The sequence below is a fragment of the Citrobacter sp. MGH105 genome (assembly GCF_001037485.2).
In the GTDB taxonomy this organism is placed as follows: Bacteria; Pseudomonadota; Gammaproteobacteria; order Enterobacterales; family Enterobacteriaceae; genus Citrobacter; species Citrobacter portucalensis.
Map to the genome: position 1 here is coordinate 3,178,897 of NZ_CP073048.1, position 21,730 is coordinate 3,200,626.

21 protein-coding genes are annotated in these 21,730 nt (G+C 53.6%); 5 read left to right on the plus strand and 16 right to left on the minus strand.

Going from position 1 to position 21,730, the window contains the following annotated elements:
• Positions 1-342 precede the first annotated feature (342 nt).
• Complete coding sequence (rne, locus tag SK35_RS15365) at positions 343-3,606, plus strand: ribonuclease E (protein WP_048214462.1); 3,264 nt, start codon at positions 343-345, stop codon at positions 3,604-3,606.
• 40 nt (positions 3,607-3,646) lie between these two features.
• On the opposite strand, the gene SK35_RS15370 is transcribed toward rne, so the two are convergent.
• On the minus strand, positions 3,647-4,672 hold the full coding sequence (locus SK35_RS15370) for a LysR family transcriptional regulator (protein ID WP_075551206.1): 1,026 nt from the start codon (positions 4,670-4,672) through the stop codon (positions 3,647-3,649).
• Positions 4,673-4,693: 21 nt separating this feature from the next.
• Between SK35_RS15370 and SK35_RS15375 the strand changes: the two genes are divergently transcribed.
• The gene (locus SK35_RS15375) at positions 4,694-5,893 is read left to right on the plus strand and encodes an MFS transporter (RefSeq protein ID WP_048214464.1); all 1,200 of its coding nucleotides are present in this window, start codon (positions 4,694-4,696) and stop codon (positions 5,891-5,893) included.
• Between the two features lie 77 nt (positions 5,894-5,970).
• Here SK35_RS15375 and flgL read toward each other — a convergent pair whose 3' ends face one another.
• The 11 genes from flgL to flgB form a co-directional block, all read right to left on the minus strand.
• Positions 5,971-6,924: a flagellar hook-associated protein FlgL gene (gene flgL, locus SK35_RS15380; protein ID WP_008784365.1), complete on the minus strand. Its 954-nt coding sequence runs from the start codon at positions 6,922-6,924 to the stop codon at positions 5,971-5,973.
• A gap of 14 nt (positions 6,925-6,938) precedes the next feature.
• Entirely contained in the window at positions 6,939-8,597 is a 1,659-nt protein-coding gene (flgK, locus tag SK35_RS15385) for a flagellar hook-associated protein FlgK (RefSeq protein ID WP_048214465.1), read from the minus strand.
• Positions 8,598-8,661: 64 nt separating this feature from the next.
• Positions 8,662-9,612, minus strand: coding sequence for a flagellar assembly peptidoglycan hydrolase FlgJ (flgJ, locus tag SK35_RS15390; protein ID WP_048214466.1), 951 nt, complete (start codon positions 9,610-9,612; stop codon positions 8,662-8,664).
• Positions 9,612-10,688 (minus strand): flagellar basal body P-ring protein FlgI, encoded by a 1,077-nt coding sequence (locus SK35_RS15395; protein ID WP_048216332.1) that lies wholly within the window; start codon positions 10,686-10,688, stop codon positions 9,612-9,614. Before SK35_RS15395 ends, flgJ begins: the two co-directional genes overlap by 1 nt.
• Positions 10,689-10,721: 33 nt before the next feature.
• The gene (locus SK35_RS15400; RefSeq protein ID WP_032934415.1) at positions 10,722-11,420 is read right to left on the minus strand and encodes a flagellar basal body L-ring protein FlgH; all 699 of its coding nucleotides are present in this window, start codon (positions 11,418-11,420) and stop codon (positions 10,722-10,724) included.
• Positions 11,421-11,477: 57 nt separating this feature from the next.
• Complete coding sequence (flgG, locus tag SK35_RS15405) at positions 11,478-12,260, minus strand: flagellar basal-body rod protein FlgG (protein WP_003036202.1); 783 nt, start codon at positions 12,258-12,260, stop codon at positions 11,478-11,480.
• A gap of 13 nt (positions 12,261-12,273) precedes the next feature.
• On the minus strand, positions 12,274-13,029 hold the full coding sequence (locus tag SK35_RS15410; protein ID WP_003832161.1) for a flagellar basal body rod protein FlgF: 756 nt from the start codon (positions 13,027-13,029) through the stop codon (positions 12,274-12,276).
• A 20-nt stretch (positions 13,030-13,049) separates the two neighbouring features.
• Complete coding sequence (gene flgE / locus SK35_RS15415; RefSeq protein WP_048214467.1) at positions 13,050-14,303, minus strand: flagellar hook protein FlgE; 1,254 nt, start codon at positions 14,301-14,303, stop codon at positions 13,050-13,052.
• Positions 14,304-14,329: 26 nt separating this feature from the next.
• Positions 14,330-15,028, minus strand: a complete 699-nt coding sequence (flgD, locus tag SK35_RS15420; RefSeq protein WP_003832158.1) for a flagellar hook assembly protein FlgD — start codon at positions 15,026-15,028, stop codon at positions 14,330-14,332.
• 11 nt (positions 15,029-15,039) lie between these two features.
• Positions 15,040-15,444, minus strand: coding sequence for a flagellar basal body rod protein FlgC (flgC, locus tag SK35_RS15425; protein WP_003036191.1), 405 nt, complete (start codon positions 15,442-15,444; stop codon positions 15,040-15,042).
• A 3-nt stretch (positions 15,445-15,447) separates the two neighbouring features.
• Positions 15,448-15,864: a flagellar basal body rod protein FlgB gene (gene flgB, locus SK35_RS15430; RefSeq protein ID WP_048214468.1), complete on the minus strand. Its 417-nt coding sequence runs from the start codon at positions 15,862-15,864 to the stop codon at positions 15,448-15,450.
• A gap of 157 nt (positions 15,865-16,021) precedes the next feature.
• Here flgB and flgA point away from each other — a divergent pair, with 157 nt between their 5' ends.
• The 3 genes from flgA to flgN all read left to right on the plus strand — a co-directional run bounded on the left by flgA (position 16,022) and on the right by flgN (position 17,494).
• Positions 16,022-16,681 carry a flagellar basal body P-ring formation chaperone FlgA gene (gene flgA, locus SK35_RS15435; RefSeq protein WP_008784358.1) on the plus strand — a complete coding sequence of 220 codons (660 nt, stop codon included), beginning with the start codon at positions 16,022-16,024 and terminating at the stop codon, positions 16,679-16,681.
• A 93-nt stretch (positions 16,682-16,774) separates the two neighbouring features.
• Positions 16,775-17,068, plus strand: coding sequence for a flagellar biosynthesis anti-sigma factor FlgM (gene flgM, locus SK35_RS15440; protein ID WP_048214469.1), 294 nt, complete (start codon positions 16,775-16,777; stop codon positions 17,066-17,068).
• Between the two features lie 3 nt (positions 17,069-17,071).
• Positions 17,072-17,494 (plus strand): flagella biosynthesis chaperone FlgN, encoded by a 423-nt coding sequence (gene flgN / locus SK35_RS15445; RefSeq protein ID WP_048214470.1) that lies wholly within the window; start codon positions 17,072-17,074, stop codon positions 17,492-17,494.
• A gap of 85 nt (positions 17,495-17,579) precedes the next feature.
• On the opposite strand, the gene murJ is transcribed toward flgN, so the two are convergent.
• From murJ to rimJ, 4 genes are all read right to left on the minus strand, one after another.
• A complete protein-coding gene (gene murJ / locus SK35_RS15450; RefSeq protein ID WP_003832150.1) occupies positions 17,580-19,115 on the minus strand; it encodes a murein biosynthesis integral membrane protein MurJ in 1,536 nt (511 codons plus the stop codon).
• 222 nt (positions 19,116-19,337) lie between these two features.
• Complete coding sequence (locus tag SK35_RS15455; RefSeq protein ID WP_032942955.1) at positions 19,338-20,261, minus strand: Gfo/Idh/MocA family protein; 924 nt, start codon at positions 20,259-20,261, stop codon at positions 19,338-19,340.
• A gap of 1 nt (position 20,262) precedes the next feature.
• Positions 20,263-20,910, minus strand: coding sequence for a YceH family protein (locus SK35_RS15460; protein ID WP_020996497.1), 648 nt, complete (start codon positions 20,908-20,910; stop codon positions 20,263-20,265).
• 34 nt (positions 20,911-20,944) lie between these two features.
• Positions 20,945-21,529: a ribosomal protein S5-alanine N-acetyltransferase gene (rimJ, locus tag SK35_RS15465; protein WP_003832145.1), complete on the minus strand. Its 585-nt coding sequence runs from the start codon at positions 21,527-21,529 to the stop codon at positions 20,945-20,947.
• Positions 21,530-21,730: the final 201 nt, after the last annotated feature.

Genomic DNA, 21,730 nt, shown 5'->3' on the forward strand with positions numbered 1-21,730 from the left:
AAAACAAGAACTTTTCCGGAATGACCCAATTTTGCCCGACCGATCATCAACGCAGCAATGGCGTAAGACGTATTGATCTTTCAGGCAGTTAGCGGGCTGCGGGTTGCAGTCCTTACCGGTAATATGGAAGCTTTTCTGGAGAGTAACACCCAGACTGTTCCCCTGATAATTGCGCTGTGTTTCCGTATGAAATGCAGGCAACCGACACTCTGCGCCTCTTTGAGCTGACGATAACCGTGAGGTTGGCGACGCGAATAGACACGAGGCCATCGGTTCACACCCGGAAAGGCATTACTCTGCCCGCAGCTTAGTCGTCAATGTAAGAATAATGAGTAAGTTACGATGAAAAGAATGTTAATTAACGCAACTCAGCAGGAAGAGTTGCGTGTCGCCCTTGTAGATGGGCAACGTCTGTACGATCTGGATATCGAAAGTCCTGGACACGAACAGAAAAAAGCCAACATCTATAAAGGCAAAATTACCCGTATTGAACCGAGTCTGGAAGCTGCTTTTGTTGATTACGGCGCTGAACGTCACGGTTTCCTCCCGTTAAAAGAAATTGCCCGCGAATACTTCCCCGCTAACTACAACTCCCATGGTCGTCCCAACATTAAAGACGTGTTGCGCGAAGGTCAGGAAGTCATCGTTCAGATCGATAAAGAAGAACGCGGCAATAAAGGCGCTGCGCTGACTACCTTTATCAGCCTGGCGGGTAGTTATCTGGTTCTGATGCCGAACAACCCGCGCGCGGGCGGTATCTCCCGTCGCATTGAAGGCGACGACCGTACCGAATTAAAAGAAGCGCTGGCAAGCCTGGAACTGCCTGATGGCATGGGCCTTATCGTGCGTACCGCAGGGGTCGGCAAATCCGCCGAAGCGCTGCAGTGGGACCTGAGCTTCCGCCTGAAGCACTGGGAAGCGATTCAAAAAGCCGCTGACAGCCGCCCTGCTCCGTTCCTGATCCACCAGGAAAGCAACGTCATCGTTCGCGCTTTCCGTGACTACTTACGTCAGGACATCGGCGAAATCCTTATCGATAATCCGAAAGTGATGGAGATGGCACGTCAGCACATCGCCGCATTGGGTCGTCCGGATTTCAGCAGCAAAATCAAACTGTACACCGGCGAAATCCCGCTGTTCAGCCACTATCAGATCGAGTCTCAGATTGAATCCGCGTTCCAGCGCGAAGTGCGCCTGCCGTCCGGCGGCTCAATCGTTATTGACAGCACAGAGGCCCTGACCGCTATCGATATCAACTCCGCGCGTGCAACTCGCGGCGGCGACATCGAAGAAACTGCGTTCAACACTAACCTTGAAGCAGCCGATGAAATTGCCCGTCAGCTACGTCTGCGCGACCTCGGCGGTCTGATTGTAATCGACTTCATTGATATGACGCCGGTTCGCCACCAGCGCGCGGTTGAAAACCGTCTGCGCGAGGCCGTACGCCAGGACAGAGCGCGTATTCAGATCAGCCATATTTCTCGCTTCGGTCTGCTGGAGATGTCTCGTCAGCGTCTGAGCCCGTCTCTGGGTGAATCCAGCCATCACGTGTGCCCGCGCTGTTCCGGCACCGGTACCGTACGTGATAACGAATCACTGTCGCTGTCTATTCTGCGTCTGATCGAAGAAGAAGCACTGAAAGAAAATACGCAAGAAGTTCATGCTATTGTTCCTGTGCCAATCGCCTCTTACCTGCTTAACGAAAAACGTACCGCGGTTAATGCTATCGAAACGCGTCAGAATGGCGTGCGCTGTGTGATCGTGCCAAACGATCAGATGGAAACCCCGCACTATTCTGTGCTGCGCGTACGTAAAGGGGAAGAAACACCGACCCTAAGCTACCTGCTGCCGAAACTGCATGAAGAGGCAATGGCATTGCCGACGGAAGAAGAGTACGTCGAGCGTAAACAGCCTGAGCAACCGGCGCTGGCCACCTTCGCCATGCCAGACGTTCCGCCAGCCCCTGCTCTGCAGGAACCTGCCGCGAAAGCCACCGCGCCTAAAGCTGCAGCAGCAACCGCAGCCGTTGCCGCACAACCCGGTTTGATTAGCCGTTTCTTTGGCGCACTGAAGTCCATCTTCGGTGGTAGCGAAGAAGTGAAACCGGTTGAACAACCTGCGCCGAAAGCTGAAGAGAAAACCGAACGCCAGCAGGATCGTCGTAAACCGCGTCAGAACAATCGTCGCGACCGTAACGATCGTCGTGATAACCGTGATAATCGCGGTGACCGCGACAACCGTAGCGAACGTTCAGAAAACGGCGAAAACCGTGAAGATAACCGCCGTAACCGTCGTCAGTCCCAGCAGCAAAATGCGGAAGCTCGCGATAACCGCCAGCAAGCCACTGATGTTGCAGACAAAGCGAAATCCGTTGATGAACAGCAGGTGCCGCGTCGCGAACGCAACCGCCGTCGTAACGATGACAAGCGTCAGGCTCAGCAGGAAGTTAAAGAGCTGAACCAGGCTGAACAACCTGTGCAGGATACTGAGCAGGAAGAGCGCGTACGTCAGCCTCAAACCCGCCGCAAACAGCGTCAGTTGACTCAGAAAGTTCGTTTCACAGACAGCCCGGCGGTTGAAGCCGAAGTGGCTACTGTTGCTGCAATCGCTGAAACTGCTGTTGCTCAACCAACAGAACAGCCGGTACCGGCACAGCGCACCGAACTGGCGAAAGTTGATCTGCCAGCCGTCGTTGCGACTGAGCAGGAAGACAACAGCGAAGCTCGTGACTCCAACGGTATGCCGCGTCGTTCTCGCCGCTCTCCTCGCCATCTGCGCGTCAGTGGACAGCGTCGTCGTCGTTACCGTGACGAGCGTTATCCGGTTCAGTCTCCGATGCCGTTAACGGTCGCCTGCGCATCTCCTGAATTAGCGTCCGGTAAGGTTTGGATCCGCTACCCTGTTGCACGTCCTCAGGATCAGCAGTTTGAAGAACAGCGCGAACAGGAAATGGTCCAGCAGCAAGCTGCACCTGTCGCCGTAGAGCCTCAGGTTGCTGCCGCTGCCGTTGAACACATTGTGGATACCCCTGCGCCGGTTGAAGCCGTGCAACCAGAGGTTGTCGTAGCTGAGCCTCAGGCCGCCGTTGTTGAAACCACACAGGTTGAAACCGCGCATCCGGAAGTGATTGCGACCCCTGTCGAGGAACAACCGCAAATTATCGCTGCATCTGATGCGCCCGTAGCAGAAGAAATCGCCGCTGAAGCCGAACCTGTGGCTGACGTTGTGACTGCACCGGTTGCCGAAGAGCCTGCAGAGGTGGTTATTCCCCAGCCAGAAGTGGTTGAAGAGATTGCTGAAGTTGTGGAAACAGCGCCAGTTGTTGAAGAGGTTGCAGCGCCGAAAGTCGTTGTTGCCGCGCCTGTCGTCGAAACTGAAGTCGTTAAGGCTGAAGTTGTCGCAGCAAGCGCTGATGCTGAACACCTGCACAGCCATGCAACCGCGCCAATGACCCGCGCTCCGGCACCGGAATATGTGCCAGAAGCGCCGCGTCATAGCGACTGGCAGCGTCCGGCATTCGCCTTTGAAGGCAAAGGTGCCGCAGGTGGACATAGCGCAACGCATCAAGCGACTGCGCCAGCAACACGTCCACAGCCTGTTGAGTAAGCCATAATCAATATCAAAGCCGGCCTTCGGGTCGGCTTTTTTATATCTGATCTACGCCTTTCATCCCCGTCAGCTGCGGCATAACATCCTTCATTAGGGCCAGAAACTTGCGTAAGCGGGTCGGATAGTAACGCGCCCACGGATAAACCAAATGTACAGGCAACGGCGCCGCATGCCACTCAGGTAGCAACGCAACCAGACGTCCGTCGGCAATGTCCTCAGCCACCATCCAGCTTGAAACAATAGTCACTCCCAACCCTGCCAGCGCGGCATTTCTTGCGACATAAATACTGTCTGTGCTTAATCTGGGTGAAATATTCAGCGTGACTGGCTCATTACGCAATTGGTGCAACAACGAAACGCTATGCTGATAAAACGTGTTCACTGCAATCCAGGGCAGCGCTGGTAACTGCTCAGGATGAGAAAGCTCGCCATATTGCTCCAGCAGTCCTGGACTCACCACCATACTACGGGGAACTTCAGCCAGTAAGACGGAAACCGTGGCCGGATCGACTTCCGCGCCAACCCGAATAGCGCAATCAATATTATCGCTCAGAAAATCAACGGTTTTATCGTTGAGCATCCACTCTACTGCCAACTGGGGATAGCGTGAAAGAAACTGCAAAAGCGGCTCAAGTAGTTGTTGTTGCCCGAAGGCATGCGGTGCGCGGACTCGCAACGTCCCCACCGGTTCATCTTCTGTGACATTAAGTCCATCTTCCAGCGCCAGCCAGGCATCAATAATCTTCTTAGCATGCTGATAGCCTCTTTCGCCGTCGTCGGTCAATTTCATCGCATGCGTGGTACGCATAAGCAGTTTCACACCCAGCAGCGTCTCCAGCGATTGCAGCCGTCGGCTTACGGTCGCTTGCGTCGTCCCTATCTGTTTTGCCGCTGCCGAAAGCGATCCTGCTTCTACGATACGCACAAACGTGCGCATCAGCTCCACCCTATCTATACGTTCAGTTTTTATCATTATCAGTTTCTTCATACGTCTGGCGTATAACTGTTTTACCACTGCGCTCGCTACCGCACCACCCGCAGAAGGATAAAAATAGCCGCACATCCTGTGATTGAGGAATCATTTGTGAACACACATACCGCACTTTCCCGTTGGGTCATTTTTGTTCTGGCAATGGGCGCCGGATTCAGCGTGGCCGCTATCTACTACGCCCAGCCTCTTCTGCCTTTAATGGGTCAGGATCTGGCCTTAAGTCTCACCGGTATGGGGTTGGTCCCGACGCTGACCCAGGCGGGATATGCGTTAGGTATATTGTTTTTATTGCCATTAGGCGATCGTTATGACCGCCGGACATTAATCCTGCTGAAAAGCATCTCTCTTGCCGCGCTGCTGCTGGCCTGTAGCTTTACCGGTCAGTTGCATTCGCTATTACTGGTGAGTCTGCTGATGGGAATGGCGGCAACCATGGCACAAGATATCGTTCCCGCGGCGGCTATTCTGGCGCCGGAAGGCAAACAGGGAAAAACGGTGGGCACTGTGATGACAGGCCTTCTGCTGGGGATTTTACTCTCACGTACCGTCAGTGGAGTGGTGGGCGAAGCGTTTGGCTGGCGCGAGATGTATCAACTCGCTGCCGTCAGCATTGCCATAATTACCGCGATTATGTGGAAAGTACTGCCTCGCTTTACGGTCCATTCCACGTTGAGCTATCCATCATTAATGTTCTCAATGGCGCAACTTTGGCAACGATATTCCACCTTGCGCCGCGCAGCACTGGCACAAGGCTTTCTGTCCATTGCTTTTAGCGCCTTCTGGTCTACGCTGGCGGTAATGTTATCTGAGCATTACCACATGGGTAGCGCTATAGCGGGTGCTTTTGGTATCGCGGGAGCAGCCGGAGCGCTTGCCGCACCGTTGGCGGGTCATCTTGCCGATAAAGTGGGTGCGGCAAAAGTAACGCAATTGGGTGCTTTGCTGGTAACGGCATCTTTCGCTCTGATGTTTTTGTTACCCGCCCTGCCCGTTCAGGGGCAGTGGCTGCTCATCGCCCTTTCGGCGGTAGGTTTTGATCTCGGATTGCAATCCAGCCTGGTTGCCCACCAGAATCTGGTCTATAGCCTGGAGCCTCTGGCACGAGGACGATTGAACGCTCTGCTGTTTACGATGGTGTTTATCGGTATGGCGCTGGGTTCGGTTCTCGGAAGTCAGGTCTACGCCCTGGCCAATTGGGAAGGTGTCGTTGCGTTGGCTACCTTCAGCAGTGCAATTGCATTGGTCATAAGACTGACGGGGAACCCGTCGCTTAGTAAGACGTCGGTTGCCTAAAAAAATGCCCGCTCCGGGGTGTTAAAGGAGCGGGCAGACAAACATACCCAGTTTCAAGATATGTTCAAAAAGAGTTATTACCGATTAAGCTGGAACAACGACATTCCCTGCATATCGGTAAATGCTTTATAGGATGCCTGTAGCGCAGCCTGCTGCATGACATAAGACGAGATCGCGGCGTTCCAGTCAACATCCACCAGATTACTCATCTGCTGAGTTTGGCCTAATGCACGATCGGCGCCCAGTGAATCCAGCGAGCTTAATTCACTCAGTTGCGTACCTAATTCTGCACGGACGCTCAAAACATTATTGAGTGAATTCTTTAAACCACGGTTGGTTTTATCAATGGCAGCAGCGGCGGTAGCTTTTGCAACGTCATTACCCTCAATAGGGGTTTTGAGCGCATCAATAGCGGTATCCAGCATTTTAAACAGGTTCTTTTCCTGAGTACCGCCACCAGGTTCCGGTACCGCGTTGCTTGTCAGGTTGGCGAATACTTTATCGCCAGTATGACCAATCACCATGGTTCGGGAGGCATCGACTTGTTGGGTAACGTTTGTTGTACCGCCGCTGTAAGCGCCATCTGCCTGGGCAAACGGTGCGGATTCTGTTTTATATCCACCGAAAATATAGCGACCATTACCGTCGGTACTGTTTGCCAGGTTCATCAGCTGATCGCGGATCCCCTGTAGGTCGGTGGCCAGCGATGCACGGTCGTCATCACTTAACGTTCCGTTCCCGGCATAAACGATTTTTTCCTGTGCAGCCTGAATTGCCGTCGTCACCTGGCTCAGAACATTCTCTTCCAGCGACACCTTTTGCGTCGCGAATGAGCGTGCCAGCGTATATTGGCTGTTCTGCGCCTGAGCCTGAGAAAGTACCACGGCCTGCGAGGCGGCAATCGGATCGTCTGATGGGTTGATCACGCGTTTGCCCGTTGACATCTGCTCGCCGAACTTCATCCATTCAGCCTGAGAGTTAGTGATGCCACGCATATTCTGCTGGTACATCATCTGGGTGCTGATACGCATTGTGTCCCTCTCCCTTAGCGGATATTAATCAGTGCATCAAACAACGCATTCGCGGTCTGCAGCACTTGCGCGTTAGCCAGGTAATACTGCTGAAAACGCTGTAAATTACCGTACTCTTCGTCGAGGTTAACGCCGGAAATAGACTGTTGCTGCCGGTAAAGCTGTGTCACCACGTTGTTCTGGGTGGTGGCACTGGTTTTCAGCGTAGCGGTTTTGTTCCCGACATCGCTTACCAGCGTGGCATATGCATCGTTGAAGGTCTTATTGCCGACAGTCGCTTTGGTTTGCAGATCTAACAGTTTCTGACCGTTACGGTTGTCGCTCTTGCCTTTATCGATCGTGGGGTCCGTATCATTTTTAGACACTTGAGCCATGGCGATTTTCGACTCATCGGTCACCATAACTTTCATATCAACGATAGCGTTACTCACGGGTTTTACAGTAAAACTGTCATTAGCTTTCGCGCCAGCATTAACGGTGATTTCCATCCCGTCAAAGGACATTTTTCCACCGGTAACGGTGGCTTTGAAGCTGGTATTATCCGCCAGGCGAGTAACCTGCCAGTCCTTCCCATCAAAAACGATTTTATAATCTGTCGCCTGTACAGCGGAGCTGTCAGTGATCTTAGCGCTTAACGATCCTGTACCCGTATTTTTCGCGTTGTTGAAGACTTCTGGGCTACCGATAGCAAAGAAATCCTTACCCTGATCGCCGTTGGCATCAAAACCTTCTTTATGCTGGGCGTTAAATGCGCTGGCAAATGCAAGCGCCAGTTGGCCGAGGGTATTACGCGTCTGATCCAGCTCCTGAGAACGGAAGGTGAGCAGCCCACCCAGTGAACCGGTATTCAGCAGTTTCTCCGGAATTTCAACAGCTCCGGCAACGCCATCAACGTAGGCCACGGTTGTACGATTAGGATCATCGCTGGAAGGCACTGCCGCCAGTTGACGTGCATTGCTGCCCTGCACCAGCGAATAGCCGTTGGCCATGGTCAGGTTGTAAGTGCCTCCATCCTGAATGCTGACTTCAACACCGACAATCTGATTCAATTCACTGACCAGCTGATCGCGCTGGTCAAGCAGGTCGTTAGGAGACGCACCTGCGCCGACGCCTGTCATACGAGAAATCTGGTCGTTGAGGCTGGCAATTTGTTTCGAATAGTTGTTGATCTGATCAACGCTGGCTTTAATCGCGGTATTGACCTGCTTATCCTGATCGCGCAGATACTGGTCGGTCGTTTTAAACTGATTTACCAATCCATCAGCTTTACCGATTAGCGCCTGGCGTGCCGCCGGATCTTCGGCGTTGCTGACCAGCGTTTGCAGGCTGGTAAAAAAGTCCTGCATGGAGGTCGAAATAGAACTGGTTTTGCTGGAGAGCAGATTGTCGATTTTTGACATTTGCTCATAACGTGTCGTCAGACCGCTGCTCTGGTTCTGCGCTGCTCGCAACTGGTTAGTGATAAAGGAGTCATATTCTCGTTGTACACCAGAAACATAGACACCATTGCCTACCCAGCCCCCCGCACCCAGCGTGCTGTTCGCTTGCGCCATAATTGTCGTCTGTCGGGTATATCCGGCAACGTTATAGCTGGAGATGTTGTTACTGGCAGTATTCAACGCGGCCTGCGCTGCGCTGAGTCCACTCATCGCGTTATTAATCAAGCTGGACATGGAGGTTCCTTGTAATCCTTCAATACTCGTTATTATCGGCAGCAGGTCGGTAGACTTGAGCTATTTAAAAGAGATTATCGATGTTCGTGCTGTAGGTTTTGCTCACTTTTTCACTCATCGATTTCAACTGCTGGATCATGCTGGTTAATTTTCGCGCATAGTTAGGGTCCGTGGCGTAACCCGCATTTTGCAATGCCTGCGCCCCTTGCTCGGCTGTCGCGGCAGCGCTCACTGCCGCATAGCGCGGGTTACGCGATATCAGACCGACATAATCCGACAACGCCTCAAGGTAAGAGCTATAGACGCGGAATCTGGCTTTCACCTTTTTCGCCTCACCGTTCTCATATTCAGTCGTGGTGATTTCAGTGGTTGGACCTTTCCAGCTTCCCGAAGCCTTCACGCCAAAAATGTTGAAGCTCGGTTCACCGTTCTCACGGCGAATTTGTCGCTGCCCCCATCCGGATTCCAGCGCCGCCTGTGCCAGAATCAGATGATGCGGGACCCCGCTTTGCTGGCTGGCCAGCTTAGCTGGCAGCGATAGCTGGGCGAGGAAGTCTTTACTGTCACCTGACAGCGGCTCATCATTGCTTTCTGTCGCCCGGGGGATGGCTTTGCGGACCAGTTGCGTCAGTGCCTGATTTTGATAGCTGGTCACCGTTTCCAGTGAAAACTTCATCGGCACCTGCGGCGCGTCATCCGCAGGTTGCGCTTGCCCTTCAGTCATCTGCTTGACCATCATTTCAGCCAGCCCCAGACCTTTGCCTGCGGTCATTTGCTGCGCAATTTGTTGGTCATACATACTGGTATACAAGCGCGTTGAATCGCTGCTAAACACGCCATCTTTCGGCAACGCTTCACGCATGCTTTTCAGCATCATCTGCACGAACATCCCTTCAACCTGACGGGCGACCGGACGTATATTCGCCGCCGGGTCCTGACCCGCTTTCGCTTTCAGTTCGTTCAGTGATTGCGCATCCCAGGCAGCGCTGGTCAGCAGTTTGCTGTCACCAATCATTAGATGATTTCCAGTTTGGCGCGTAAGCAACCCGCGCTCTGCATCGATTGCAGAATGGACATCAGATCCATCGGCGTTGCCCCCAGCGCATTCAGCGCACGTACCACATTGTTCAGGTTGGCGCTGGAACGCACGCTTTGCAACGAACCACCGCTCTGGCGCAGGTCAATCTGGGTTTGAGGCGTCACCACGGTTTGTCCACCGCCAAATGGTGTGTCCGGCTGGCTGACGTTCGTCTGGCGGTTTACCGTAATCGACAAGTTGCCTTGTGCCACGGCACAGCTATCCAGCGTCACTTCGCGGTTCATGACGACAGATCCGGTGCGCGAGTTGATAATCACTTTCGCATCCTGCGGCGTGACATTCACCTCAATATTCTGGATATCAGCGAGGAAACGCACCTGCGAGCTGTTACCGCTTGGCACGCGCACCTGAATGGTTCGGGCATCCAATGCTGTTGCGCTACCAAAGCCACGCGCGCGGTTGATGGTGTCGGTAATCTGCTGCGCCATCGTGAAATCTTCATTATTAAGCTGCAGATTAATGGTGTTACCACCGCCGAACTGGCTGGGTAATTCACGTTCGATAATCGCGCCATTGGTAATGCGTCCACCATTGAGCTGGTTAACCTGTACGCTACTGCCACCTGCAGCCGCGCCCGCACCGCCCACCAAAATATTCCCCTGAGCCAAGGCATACACCTGACTATCGACCCCTTTTAACGGGGTCATCAGCAGCGTACCGCCGCGCAGGCTTTTGGCATTCCCCATAGAGGAGACCACTACGTCGATGGTTTGTCCCTGACGACCGAATGCAGGAAACGACGCGGTAACCATCACCGCCGCCACGTTTTTCAGCTGCATATTGGTGCCAGTTGGCACGGTTATCCCCAACTGCGAAAGCATGTTATTGAGCGTTTGCGTCGTAAACGGCGTCTGTGTGGTCTGGTCACCCGTTCCATCCAGACCCACCACCAGCCCGTAACCTATCAACGAGTTTTCCCGCACGCCCTGCACGCTTGTCAGGTCACGAATACGGTCAGCATGCGCAAAGGTGGTTATCAGCACCAGTACCATTCCAACAAAAGATTTAAACACTGGGTACCTCGCTTACATCGGCGACAAGTTAAGGAAGAAACGCTGCAACCAGCCCATATTCTGCGCTTCATTGATGTAGCCGTTACCGACGTACTCAATACGCGCGTCCGCAACCTGGGTTGACGGTACGGAGTTGCTGCCACTGATGGTGCGCGGGTTAACAACCCCGGAGAAGCGGATGAATTCAGTGCCCTGATTTATAGCGATCTGTTTTTCACCCACGACATGTAAGTTGCCATTCACCAGTACCTGGTCGACCGTTACGGTCAGCGTACCGCTAAAGGTATTTCTGGCGTTCGCGCCGCCTTTACCGTTAAAGGAGTTACCGCCGGAGGCTTCTACGTCGGCACGTTCGTTACCGAACAATCCTTCCAAATAGCGCGGTACGGTATCAAAGCCAAAGTTTGTCTTGCCGTCGCGGCTGGCGTTCGCCGAAGAGCTTTTGCTCGCGCTGACGTTTTCTTGCAATACGATGGTCAGCGTATCGCCAATATTGCGTGGACGACGATCTTCAAAGAGTGGCTGATAACCATAGTTAATCGGTTGTGCCGACTGGAAGATTGAGCCATTCGCCACCGGCGTTGGACCTGGAACAGGCTGGGCAGACGTTGCGCCCTGCACGAGCGGCGTGGCCGGGATCCAGGCACATCCTGTTAGTGAAACCACCAGCAGGGCTAAAATTGGGTATGGGTGAAGCGCGTATTTTCGCATTGCGGTCATCTTCAAAATCAGTGTGCCGGTGAGGTTTTCACCCCACCGGACTCCACTTTAGAGTTGCGTCAGTTTTTGCAGCATCTGATCGGTGGTCGATACCGCTTTACTGTTGATTTCGTAAGCGCGCTGAACCTGGATCATGTTTACCAGCTCTTCCGCCACGTTGACGTTAGAGGTTTCAACATAGCCCTGATACAGCAGACCCGCGCCGTTCAGCCCTGGCGTGCTCTCATTCGGCGCACCGGATGACTGCGTTTCGGTGTACAGATTCTCACCAATGCTTTCCAGACCGGTATCGTTCATGAAGGTTGTCAGGTTAAGCTGCCCTACCTGAACAGGCGCCGCCTGCCCCTGTTGGGTCACGCTGACAATACCGTCGCGTCCAATGGTGATACTGAGCGAGTTAGCCGGAATGGTGATGGCTGGCTGAACCTGAAAACCACCCGCCGTCACCAACTGACCGTTCTGATCCACCTGGAAAGAACCGTCGCGGGTATAAGCGGACGTACCATCGGGCAACATGACCTGGAAAAAGCCCTGGCCTTTAATCGCCACATCTTTACTGTTGTTAGTCTGCGACAGGTTACCCTGACTGTGTAAACGCTCGGTCGCAACCGGACGTACGCCGGTACCAATCTGCAAACCAGACGGCAGTGTGGTCTGTTCAGAAGACTGTGCGCCAGGCTGACGAATCGTCTGGTACAACAGATCTTCAAATACGGCACGTTGGCGCTTAAATCCGTTGGTGCTGACGTTTGCCAGGTTGTTGGCAATCACATCCATGTTTGTTTGCTGCGCATCCAGGCCGGTTTTGGCGATCCATAATGAACTGATCATAAAATGTCCTGTATTAACTCATCGACAGCAGTTGGTTGGCGCGGCCCGCGTTATCATCCACGCTACTGATAATTTTCATCTGCATTTCAAAGCGGCGGGCGTTGGCGATCATGTCGCTCATCGCAGCAACCGGTTTAACGTTACTGCCTTCCAGCACGCCAGACATCACACGGATGCTGGGGTCAGCCTGTAACGTCGCACCACGGGTTGCCTGTGCGGCCTGGGTCAGACGGAACATACCGTCATCGCCACGTTGCACTTCAAGCCCTGTAGCCTTCACCAGCTTCAACCGCCCCACTGGCGCGACCGTATTAGCCGGATCGCCAGGGTTAAGTGCAGAAATGGTCCCGTCCGCCGCAATGGTGACTTCCGAGCCTTCTGGTACGGCGATCGGTCCGGCTTCGCCAATTACCGGGTGTCCCTGAATAGTCAGTTCACCCGTTGGGCTCACCTGAATAGCACCGTTACGGGTATATCCTTCGCTACCGTCCGCGGTCTGCACAGCCAACCAGCCATCCTGTTGCAGCGCCACATCCAGCGGGCGGGAGGTATAGTCCATCTGACCGGGCGTCATATCGGCCCCCGGCGTGGAGGCCACCACCAGCGTACGCGTCGGTAAAGACAATCCTTCTACAGGAACCGCGCGCAGTGCATTGAGCTGCGCACGAAATCCTGGCGTGGAGGCGTTTGCCAGGTTGCTGGCCGTCACCGCCTGTTGATTCAGCGTCTGACTGGCCGCGCCCATGGCGGTATAAATTGCGTGATCCATTAAGCCATCCCGTCAGGCGCTTAGCGCAGGTTGACCAGCGTATTGAGGATCTGATCCTGGGTTTTGATGGTCTGCGCGTTCGACTGATAGTTACGCTGGGCGACAATCATATTCACCAGTTCTTTACTCAAATCCACGTTTGACGCTTCCAGCGCACCGTTGGTCAGCTTGCCGAAGTTGCCTTCGCCTGCGGTACCCAGCAGCGCCACGCCGGAAGACTGAGTCGCCGCCCAAACGTTATCGCCCTGAGACGCCAGACCTTCGTTGTTGGCAAAGTTTGCCAGCACGATCTGCCCCAGAACCTGTTGCTGTTCATTGGAGTAGTTACCGACCACCGTACCGTCATTGTTAATCTGGTAGCTCACCAGATCGCCCGGCTTGTAGCCGTTCTGATTCGTGGCAACGATGTTGTTGGCACCGGTGTTCTGCTGCATGGAGTTCAGGAAGCTCAGGGAGAAGTTCGCCGGAACTGCGCCATTGATCGGACCGGTTGTAATTTTGATATCCTTTGGCCAGACGGCTGGAGCCGTCGGTGGTACTTCTGCTGCCGTGGCGCTAATACCTAAAAACAAACCATTATTATCAAAACGCATAAACCCGGCTGATTTCTCAGCATCCCCAGTAGAAGCATCTTGAGTGAAGACTTCCCAGGTGTTGCTCTGCGCGTTTTTGACATAAAAAATGTTCATGTCATGAGCGTTACCCTGGCTATCGAAAACGGTAACACTGCCTTTTTTGTTGTAGGAGTCCGCATCGCTTGGGTTAAACGGGGTCTTGGTAGGAACCTTGTCAGTGGAGTTCAGGTTGACCTGCATTGACGCAGTGGTGGTGGATTTAGCCGCCATCAGCGTATTCGGGATAGTGATCGGTGCCGGGTTCGCACCCTGCTGAACCGTCGGTGGTGTACCGGTAGCCGGATAGCCCGTCAGCTGCAGCCCCTGCATGTTAACGATATTGCGGTTTTCATCGAGCTTGAACTGACCGTTACGGCTATAGAAAACGGAACCGTTGCTGTCTACCATACGGAAAAAACCGTTCTGGCTGATAGCAACATCCAGCCCACGTCCGGTGTTTGTGGTAGTACCGTCGGTAAAGTCCTGAGTAATACCCGCAACTTTAACGCCCAAACCGACTTTCGAACCGGCAAACATATCGGCAAAAGATGCCGTGCCAGATTTAAAACCGTAGGTGGCGGAGTTGGCGATGTTGTTACCAATGACATCGAGGTTGGTCGCTGCAGCGTTCAGACCGCTGACCGCTTGAGAAAAGGCCATGACTTACTCCTGATAAGTGTGAAGGCTTAAATTATCTGCCGTACTTCGTCGAGGGTGGTGGTTCCATAAGTGCCCAGATCCAGCGTATTACCGCCGTTACTGCGAATAACGCCCTGCACCAGCGCAAACTGAAGCGGCTGTGCCACCAGTTGCGTTCCGCCATTACTGGCAGCAATTGACACGTTGTAAGAACCGCTTGGTGCATCCGTGCCATCGGTCATGGTGCCGTCCCAGGTAAAGGTATGAACGCCCGCTTTCAATCCACCAATGTCAATGGTGCGTACCACTTTGCCGTCTTTATCGGTAATGGTTGCGGTAACCTTATCTGCCGGTTGCTGCAGCTCAACGCCAAATGGTGTTGTCGTAGTTTTGGCACCTTCTTCTGTCCCTTTACCGGTCAGAATGGTCGTACCCGGGATCATGACACCGTGGCCAATCAGCGTACTGGCCTGCAGCGACTGACTGTTGTCGATCTGCCCAGAGATCGATCCCAGCGTAGTGTTCAGTTTCTCAATCCCGCTCACGGTACTGATTTGCGCCAACTGGGTAGTCAGTTCGTTGTTTTGCAACGGGTTGGTAGGGTCCTGGTTTTTCAGTTGTGCAACCAGCAGCGTAAGAAAGCTGCTTTGCAGGTCAGCGGCGTTGCTGCCCGTCAGGGAGCTGTTCCCCGTAGCGGCATTAACCCCCGTCGTGCTCGGGTCATTCATTTTTACAGCAATAGACATGTGCGCCTCCTTTACTGGCCTAGCGTCAGCGTTTTAAGCATCAAGCTTTTCACGGTGTTGAGCACTTCGACGTTTGCCTGGTAGCTACGTGAGGCAGACATGGTGTTGACCATCTCGCCAACAACGTCCACATTCGGCATTTTTACGTAGCCGTTCGCATCGGCCAGCGGGTTACCGGGTTCATAAACCAGCTTATCCGGCGCCTGACTTTCAATGACGTCAGCAACTTTTACGCCACCGGTTGCCGCACCTGGCGCAGCATCTACCTGAAAAACAACCTGCTTCGCGCGATACGGCTGACCGTCGGGTCCGCTGACGCTATCCGCATTCGCCATGTTGCTGGCCGCGACGTTCAGGCGTTTAGACTGAGCCGTCAGCGCAGAACCTGCGATATCAAAAATATTTAACAGCGCCACGAATTAGTTCCCTCCTTGCAGCACGTTCATCATGCCTTTGATTTGTCCACCCAGCGCCGTCAGCCCCATTTGATATTTGAGGCTGTTGTCTGCAAATTGCGTGCGCTCCCGGTCCATATCTACCGTGTTGCCATCAAGAGACGGCTGGTCAGGAATACGGTAGAGCAGCTCCGTAGACGGCGCAGAAACGGCCTGGGCTGGGATGTGTTGTGCAGAGGTCAGCGTCAACGAAACGCCGCCGGTTTCTTCCCGTCCTCGCACCATGACTTTTTTTAATTCACTGGCGAAATCCAGATCGCGCGCCTGGTACCCCGGCGTGTCGGCATTGGCAATGTTGGCCGCCAATATTTCCTGGCGTTGGGCGCGCAAATTCAGCGCTTCCTGTTGAAAACGTAAGGCGGCGTCGAGCTTATCGAGCATATCTCCTCCGCAAATGACAAAATTCAGCCGACAGCTTAAATCCCATTACGCGCGCGTTATCGCCGGAATAAACGCAAAATGCGTCGCTATTTGTTGCGTTGATGACTGCGTCACACAGGTAAAATCCTGCCACTACCTGAAAAAGCGCGAGGTTTTGATGCAAACGTTTAAACGTGGAATAGTCGTGGCAGCACTGCTGTTCAGCCCTATGACGCTGGCGCAAGACCTGAATTCGCAGCTAACGGCATGGTTTTCCCAGCGCCTGGCCGGATTTAGCGATGAGGTGGTGGTCACTATCCGAACGTCACCAAACTTATTGCCCAACTGCGAACAACCAGCATTAAGCGTGTCAGGTAGCGCGAAACTGTGGGGCAATGTGAATGTGCTGGCCCGCTGTGCCAACGAAAAACGTTATCTGCAGGTGAACGTGCAGGCGACGGGAAACTACGTTGTTGCCGCTGCATCCGTAGCGCGAGGTAGCACCTTGACCCCAGCCAGCGTAACGCTGAAACGTGGTCGACTGGACCAACTACCGCCGCGCGCGGTGCTGGATATGAGTCAGGTGCAGGATGCAGTGAGCCTGCGCGATCTGGTGCCGGGCCAACCGATACAGCTTTCGATGTTGCGCCAGGCATGGCGGATCAAGGCCGGTCAGCGCGTGCTGGTAATTGCTAACGGAGATGGCTTTCGGGTCAATGCCGAAGGTAAAGCGCTGAACAACGCCGCTGTCGCACAGAATGCGCGAGTGCGGATGATTTCAGGCCAGGTGGTGAGCGGCGTCGTCGATTCTGATGGGAATATTCTTATTAACCTATAATAGGTTAAAGATTTTTTAGCGTGTGCCGATAGATAAACAACCAATGATTACAGCGGGCCGCTATAGCGTAACCCCTCGATGAGGAAAAATAAAATGAGCATTGATCGTACCTCACCATTGAAGCCAGTAAGCACCGTTCAGCCGCGTGAAACCAGCGATGCGCCGGTACAAAAAGCGCTGAAAGAAAAAACCACCGCGACCACCAGCACCAGCGTCATGCTGAGCGACGCCCAGGCCAAACTGATGCAGCCCGGCAGCAATGACATCAATATGGAACGCGTGGAAGCACTGAAAACCGCAATCCGTAACGGTGAATTGAAAATGGATACCGGAAAAATTGCCGACTCGCTGATTCGCGAGGCGCAGAGCTACCTACAGAGTAAATAAAGTATGACTCGTTTGTCAGAAATACTTGACCAGATGACGACCGTCCTCAATGACCTGAAAACGGTAATGGATGCTGAACAGCAGCAGCTTTCCGCAGGGCATATCAACGGCAGCCAGCTACAGCGTATTACAGAAGAAAAAAGCTCCTTGCTGGCAACCCTTGATTATCTTGAGCAGCAGCGCCGCCTGGAGCATGACGCCACGCGCAGCGCCAATGATGAGATTGCTGAACGCTGGCAAACTATCACCAAGAAAACACAGCATTTACGCGACCTCAACCAGCACAACGGTTGGCTGCTGGAAGGGCAGATCGAGCGTAATCAACAAGCAATACAAGTGCTGAAACCGCACCAGGAACCGGCGTTGTATGGCGCAAACGGTCAAACCTCTGCTGCGCACCGCAGCGGGAAAAAATTCTCTATTTGATGTCAGCCTGATAACATTTTGCTTATCAGGCCTACGCCTTTTGTAGGCCGGATACGGCGTTATGCCGCCATCCGGCATTGATCCATTACGCCGTCCGGCGCACAAACTCTTTTACTTTAAAGCCCAGTACGGCGAGTGCTGCGAAGTAAGCGGCAATGCCTGCCACCACGACCGCCATCAGACGCAGCAGACGCCACAACATCGTTCCCTGCGACCAATCCGGCATGATGTAGAGCATCCCAACCAGCACCGCAGACATCACCAGCACGGAAATCACCAGACGCGCCAGGAACCAGCTCCAGCCCGGTTGTGGGGTAAAGATTTTCTGTTTCCGCAGTTGCCAGTAAAGCAGTGAAGCGTTCAGACATGCCGCCAGACCAATCGACAGCGACAATCCGGCATGCTTTAACGGCCCGATAAACGCAAGGTTCATCACCTGGGTCATAATCAGCGTCACAATGGCAATCTTCACTGGCGTTTTAATATCCTGGCGCGAGTAAAAGCCCGGAGCCAACACTTTCACCACGATCAAGCCAATCAAACCTACCGAGTACGCCACCAGCGCACGCTGGGTCATCGCGGCATCAAAGGCGGTAAATTTACCGTACTGGAACAGAGACACCGTCAGCGGTTTGGCCAGAATACCCAACGCTACGGCACTCGGTAATGCCAACAGGAAACACAAGCGCAGGCCCCAGTCCATCAGACGACAATATTCATCATGATTACCGCTGGAAAAGCTTTTGGACAGCGATGGCAGCAGGATAGTCCCCAGCGCCACGCCCAGAACACCGGACGGAAACTCCATCAGACGGTCGGCATAATACATCCATGAAACTGAGCCAGAGGCCAGAAACGAGGCGAAAATCGTATTGATGATCAGTGAAATCTGGCTGACAGATACCCCAAGGATCGCTGGCCCCATTTGCTTGACGACACGCATCGCCCCTGCATCACGGAAGTTCACGCGCGGCAGTACCAGCATGCCAATTTTCTTCAAGTGCGGAAGCTGATAAATCAGCTGTAGCACGCCGCCAACCGTAACGGCCCACGCCAGAGCCAGCACCGGCGGGTTAAAATAGGGCGCCGCAAATAGCGCGAAGCCGATCATGCTGATATTCAGAAAGGTCGGGGCAAACGCAGGAATGGAAAAGCGGTTCCAGGTATTAAGGATCGCACCAACCAGTGAGGCCAATGAAATCAGTAGAATATAGGGAAAAGTGATCCGCAGCAGTTGAGTGGTCAGCGCAAATTTATCCGCTGTGTCGGCAAATCCCGGCGCGGTGACTAATATCACCCATGGCGCAGCCAACATCCCGGCTACCGTCACCACGGCCAGCGCCAGCGTCAACAGTCCGGAAACGTAGGCAACAAACACGCGGGTAGCATCTTCCCCCTGCTTGCTTTTGTACTCAGCAAGAATCGGCACAAATGCCTGCGAAAATGCGCCTTCGGCAAAAATTCGGCGCAACAGGTTAGGAAGTTTGAATGCCACAAAAAAGGCATCTGTCGCCATCCCTGCACCAAAGATTCTGGCGACAATCGCATCACGCGCAAAACCCAGCACACGTGAAAACATCGTCATCGAGCTGACGGCTGCCAGCGACTTTAATAAATTCATCTATGTTGTATTCCAGACTCTGAGGCAAAACCCCGACAAACCTGCCCGTAGGTCGGATAAGGCATTCTCGCCGCCATCCGACACTTTTGCTGTGCCTGATGGCGACACCCTGGCACCTTATCAGGCCGACAAACCAGCCTATGGTTGAAAAGAGGTGTTATTTTGAGTGGGTATATAGTACCTGGATTACAATGAATTACTACCGCCAGATGTTACAGGGGGTTATTCAGCCATCGCCTCCCGCCACAGCTTTTCAACAACACGCTGGGCCAGTAGCGCCTGCTCGCCTGCCGTCTGGGGAACCGTCTGATTTTGCACGCACTCAATGAAATGACGAGCACATCCGGCAAAACCACGCTGTTCTAAGGTCGTTTGCCAGCCCGCTATCGGCTTATGAACAACACCTTGCCCACGCTCTTCCCGCCATTCCCGCATATCAGTTACGTCAATCAGGCCGCCGTCCGTCACCGCCTGCACGCTCTCGCGCTGGCTACCGGCACGGCGATGCATACTGGTCGTTATCTGCATTTGACCGACAGAAAAATGATGCTCGGCGTAGAGCATCGCACCAGATTCATTGGTCAGCAGCGTGCCGTTATTTAACTGCGCCTGCCCTCCCGCCAGCCACAAAGCGGTATCGACCACGTGCAGATAGTCGTCCAGCAGAGTGAAGCGCAGATCGTGCGGCCCAACGCTATCCGTACGGTGCTTATCCATACGTACAGACGCTGCGGTGCCCAACTGGGTTTTGAGATCCTGGTACAGCGGTGCAAATCGACGGTTAAACCCGACCATCAGCGTGAGTTTTTTCCGCGCGGCCAGCTCGACCAGTTGCTCAGCCTCGTGCAGGTTTTCCGCCAGCGGTTTATCCACACACACGTGAACTCCGGCATTCAGCAATTCACTAACTACCGCATAGTGCGTCGCGGTACTGGAATGGACGAAAACCGCGTCGCAGGTTTGCGCCAGATTCTTCAATGAATCCACGTAGGGTATTCGCCAGGTGTCACAGATACGCTGTGCTTTATCGCGTGAAGGTGAAAATGCGCCTTGCAGCGTCCAGTCCGCGGAGGTGCCTAGCACGGGTAGCCAGGCCTTTTGTGCAATACCGCCCAGGCCGACTACGCCGATACGTAATTTTTTCACGTTAGTCTCCCAGGTGCGCCAGCAAGGAATCAAGTCGCTGCTTAAGCTCTGCGACTTCCGTTTCCAGCGCTTCCACGCGCGCCTGCAGATCACCGGAGGCTACAGGGGGTTCATCTGCCGCGGCAATGGCTTCATCAACCTCACCACAAAACAGGTGCATATAGCGACTTTCACGTTTGCCCGGCTCACGCGCCAGGCGGATCACATAAGGCCCATCTTCCCGGTTCGCCAGATTTTCCAGCGTCGACTCCACTTCGGCCATATCGCTGAATTCGTACATACGGGATGCGCGGCTACGCAGTTCACCAGGCGTCTGAGCGCCCCGCAGCAGCAGCGTGGTGATTATGGCCACCTCTGCGGCACTAAGCTTCAGATTGCCAAATTCAGAGTTGCAGAAACGCTGCTCATATTTCGTGACGCGATTGCCAAAACCGCTCACCGTGCGCAGAAAATGTCGCTTAACCAGGTTATCCAACTGCTCCTGCACGTCCGATTCCGACAGGTTCATCACCGGTTCACGATTCGTTTTTTGATTGCAGGCTGTTACGACTCCATTAACGGAGAGTGGGTACTGTTCCGGCGTGGTCACTTGTTTTTCTAATAAACAGCCAATCACTCGTGCTTCGGTGGCGGTTAATTCGTATTTCATCGTCTTCTCCATTAATCATGGCTGCATCTGAAACTTAGCGGCCGGGGGTCCATTCTGATGTGGTCAACGCCGTCAGCACGTGATCGCGCCACTGCCCGTCAATCAGCAGGTAGTCTTTGGCATACCCTTCTTTTTCAAAACCCAGTCGCGCCAGCAGGTCACCGCTGCGCTTATTATGTGGCATGTAGTTAGCCATAATGCGGTGAATATGCTGCGTGCGCTGCATATAACGGATGGCCGAGGTTAAGGCTTCATACATTAGCCCCTGCCCCTGCCATTTCTGCGCAATGGAGTAGCCGAGATAACAGGCATGGAAGGATCCCCGCACCACGTTTGAGAAGTTCGCAACGCCGATAATCTCTTTTTCGTCCGGATCGAGCAGCGCAAAATAATAGGCGGTGCCCTGTTTATGAAACTCAGAGATCATGCTCAGACGCGCCTGCCAGCCGGACGGATAGCAGTGGCTTTCATCGCGAATAGGTTCCCAGGGTTTTAAGAAATGACGATTTTCTGCGTAATAATCTGCCAGACGCCAGGCATCACGCTCATGCACTAAACGCACGACCAGGCGGTCGGTGGTTAAGCGCACTTTTGGCACGTTACTGCGATAGCCAAACATTCTATACCTACTCCTTCCCGTAACGTCTTCATCAATACGCTATTCGCATTACTATACCTGTGCGAATACGCCCTGTGAAAAGAGCAAAATGCCATTTTTTGAATTATTCACACATTTTGATGAAAACTCTCTATCAAGACGGACTTTTGATAAAAAAATATTGTCCCGCGAAGGGTGGGAAAAGCGATGACGACACCGCAG

Coding starts and splice junctions, on each gene's coding strand:
- rne (WP_048214462.1), top strand. CDS start 343: ATGAAAAGAATGTTAATTAACGCAACTCAGCAGGAAGAGTTGCGTGTC.
- SK35_RS15370 (WP_075551206.1), bottom strand. CDS start 4,672: ATGTGCGGCTATTTTTATCCTTCTGCGGGTGGTGCGGTAGCGAGCGCA.
- flgL (WP_008784365.1), bottom strand. CDS start 6,924: ATGCGTATCAGCACCCAGATGATGTACCAGCAGAATATGCGTGGCATC.
- flgK (WP_048214465.1), bottom strand. CDS start 8,597: ATGTCCAGCTTGATTAATAACGCGATGAGTGGACTCAGCGCAGCGCAG.
- flgJ (WP_048214466.1), bottom strand. CDS start 9,612: ATGATTGGTGACAGCAAACTGCTGACCAGCGCTGCCTGGGATGCGCAA.
- SK35_RS15395 (WP_048216332.1), bottom strand. CDS start 10,688: ATGGTACTGGTGCTGATAACCACCTTTGCGCATGCTGACCGTATTCGT.
- SK35_RS15400 (WP_032934415.1), bottom strand. CDS start 11,420: ATGCGAAAATACGCGCTTCACCCATACCCAATTTTAGCCCTGCTGGTG.
- flgG (WP_003036202.1), bottom strand. CDS start 12,260: ATGATCAGTTCATTATGGATCGCCAAAACCGGCCTGGATGCGCAGCAA.
- SK35_RS15410 (WP_003832161.1), bottom strand. CDS start 13,029: ATGGATCACGCAATTTATACCGCCATGGGCGCGGCCAGTCAGACGCTG.
- flgE (WP_048214467.1), bottom strand. CDS start 14,303: ATGGCCTTTTCTCAAGCGGTCAGCGGTCTGAACGCTGCAGCGACCAAC.
- flgD (WP_003832158.1), bottom strand. CDS start 15,028: ATGTCTATTGCTGTAAAAATGAATGACCCGAGCACGACGGGGGTTAAT.
- flgB (WP_048214468.1), bottom strand. CDS start 15,864: ATGCTCGATAAGCTCGACGCCGCCTTACGTTTTCAACAGGAAGCGCTG.
- flgA (WP_008784358.1), top strand. CDS start 16,022: ATGCAAACGTTTAAACGTGGAATAGTCGTGGCAGCACTGCTGTTCAGC.
- flgM (WP_048214469.1), top strand. CDS start 16,775: ATGAGCATTGATCGTACCTCACCATTGAAGCCAGTAAGCACCGTTCAG.
- flgN (WP_048214470.1), top strand. CDS start 17,072: ATGACTCGTTTGTCAGAAATACTTGACCAGATGACGACCGTCCTCAAT.
- murJ (WP_003832150.1), bottom strand. CDS start 19,115: ATGAATTTATTAAAGTCGCTGGCAGCCGTCAGCTCGATGACGATGTTT.
- SK35_RS15460 (WP_020996497.1), bottom strand. CDS start 20,910: ATGAAATACGAATTAACCGCCACCGAAGCACGAGTGATTGGCTGTTTA.
- rimJ (WP_003832145.1), bottom strand. CDS start 21,529: ATGTTTGGCTATCGCAGTAACGTGCCAAAAGTGCGCTTAACCACCGAC.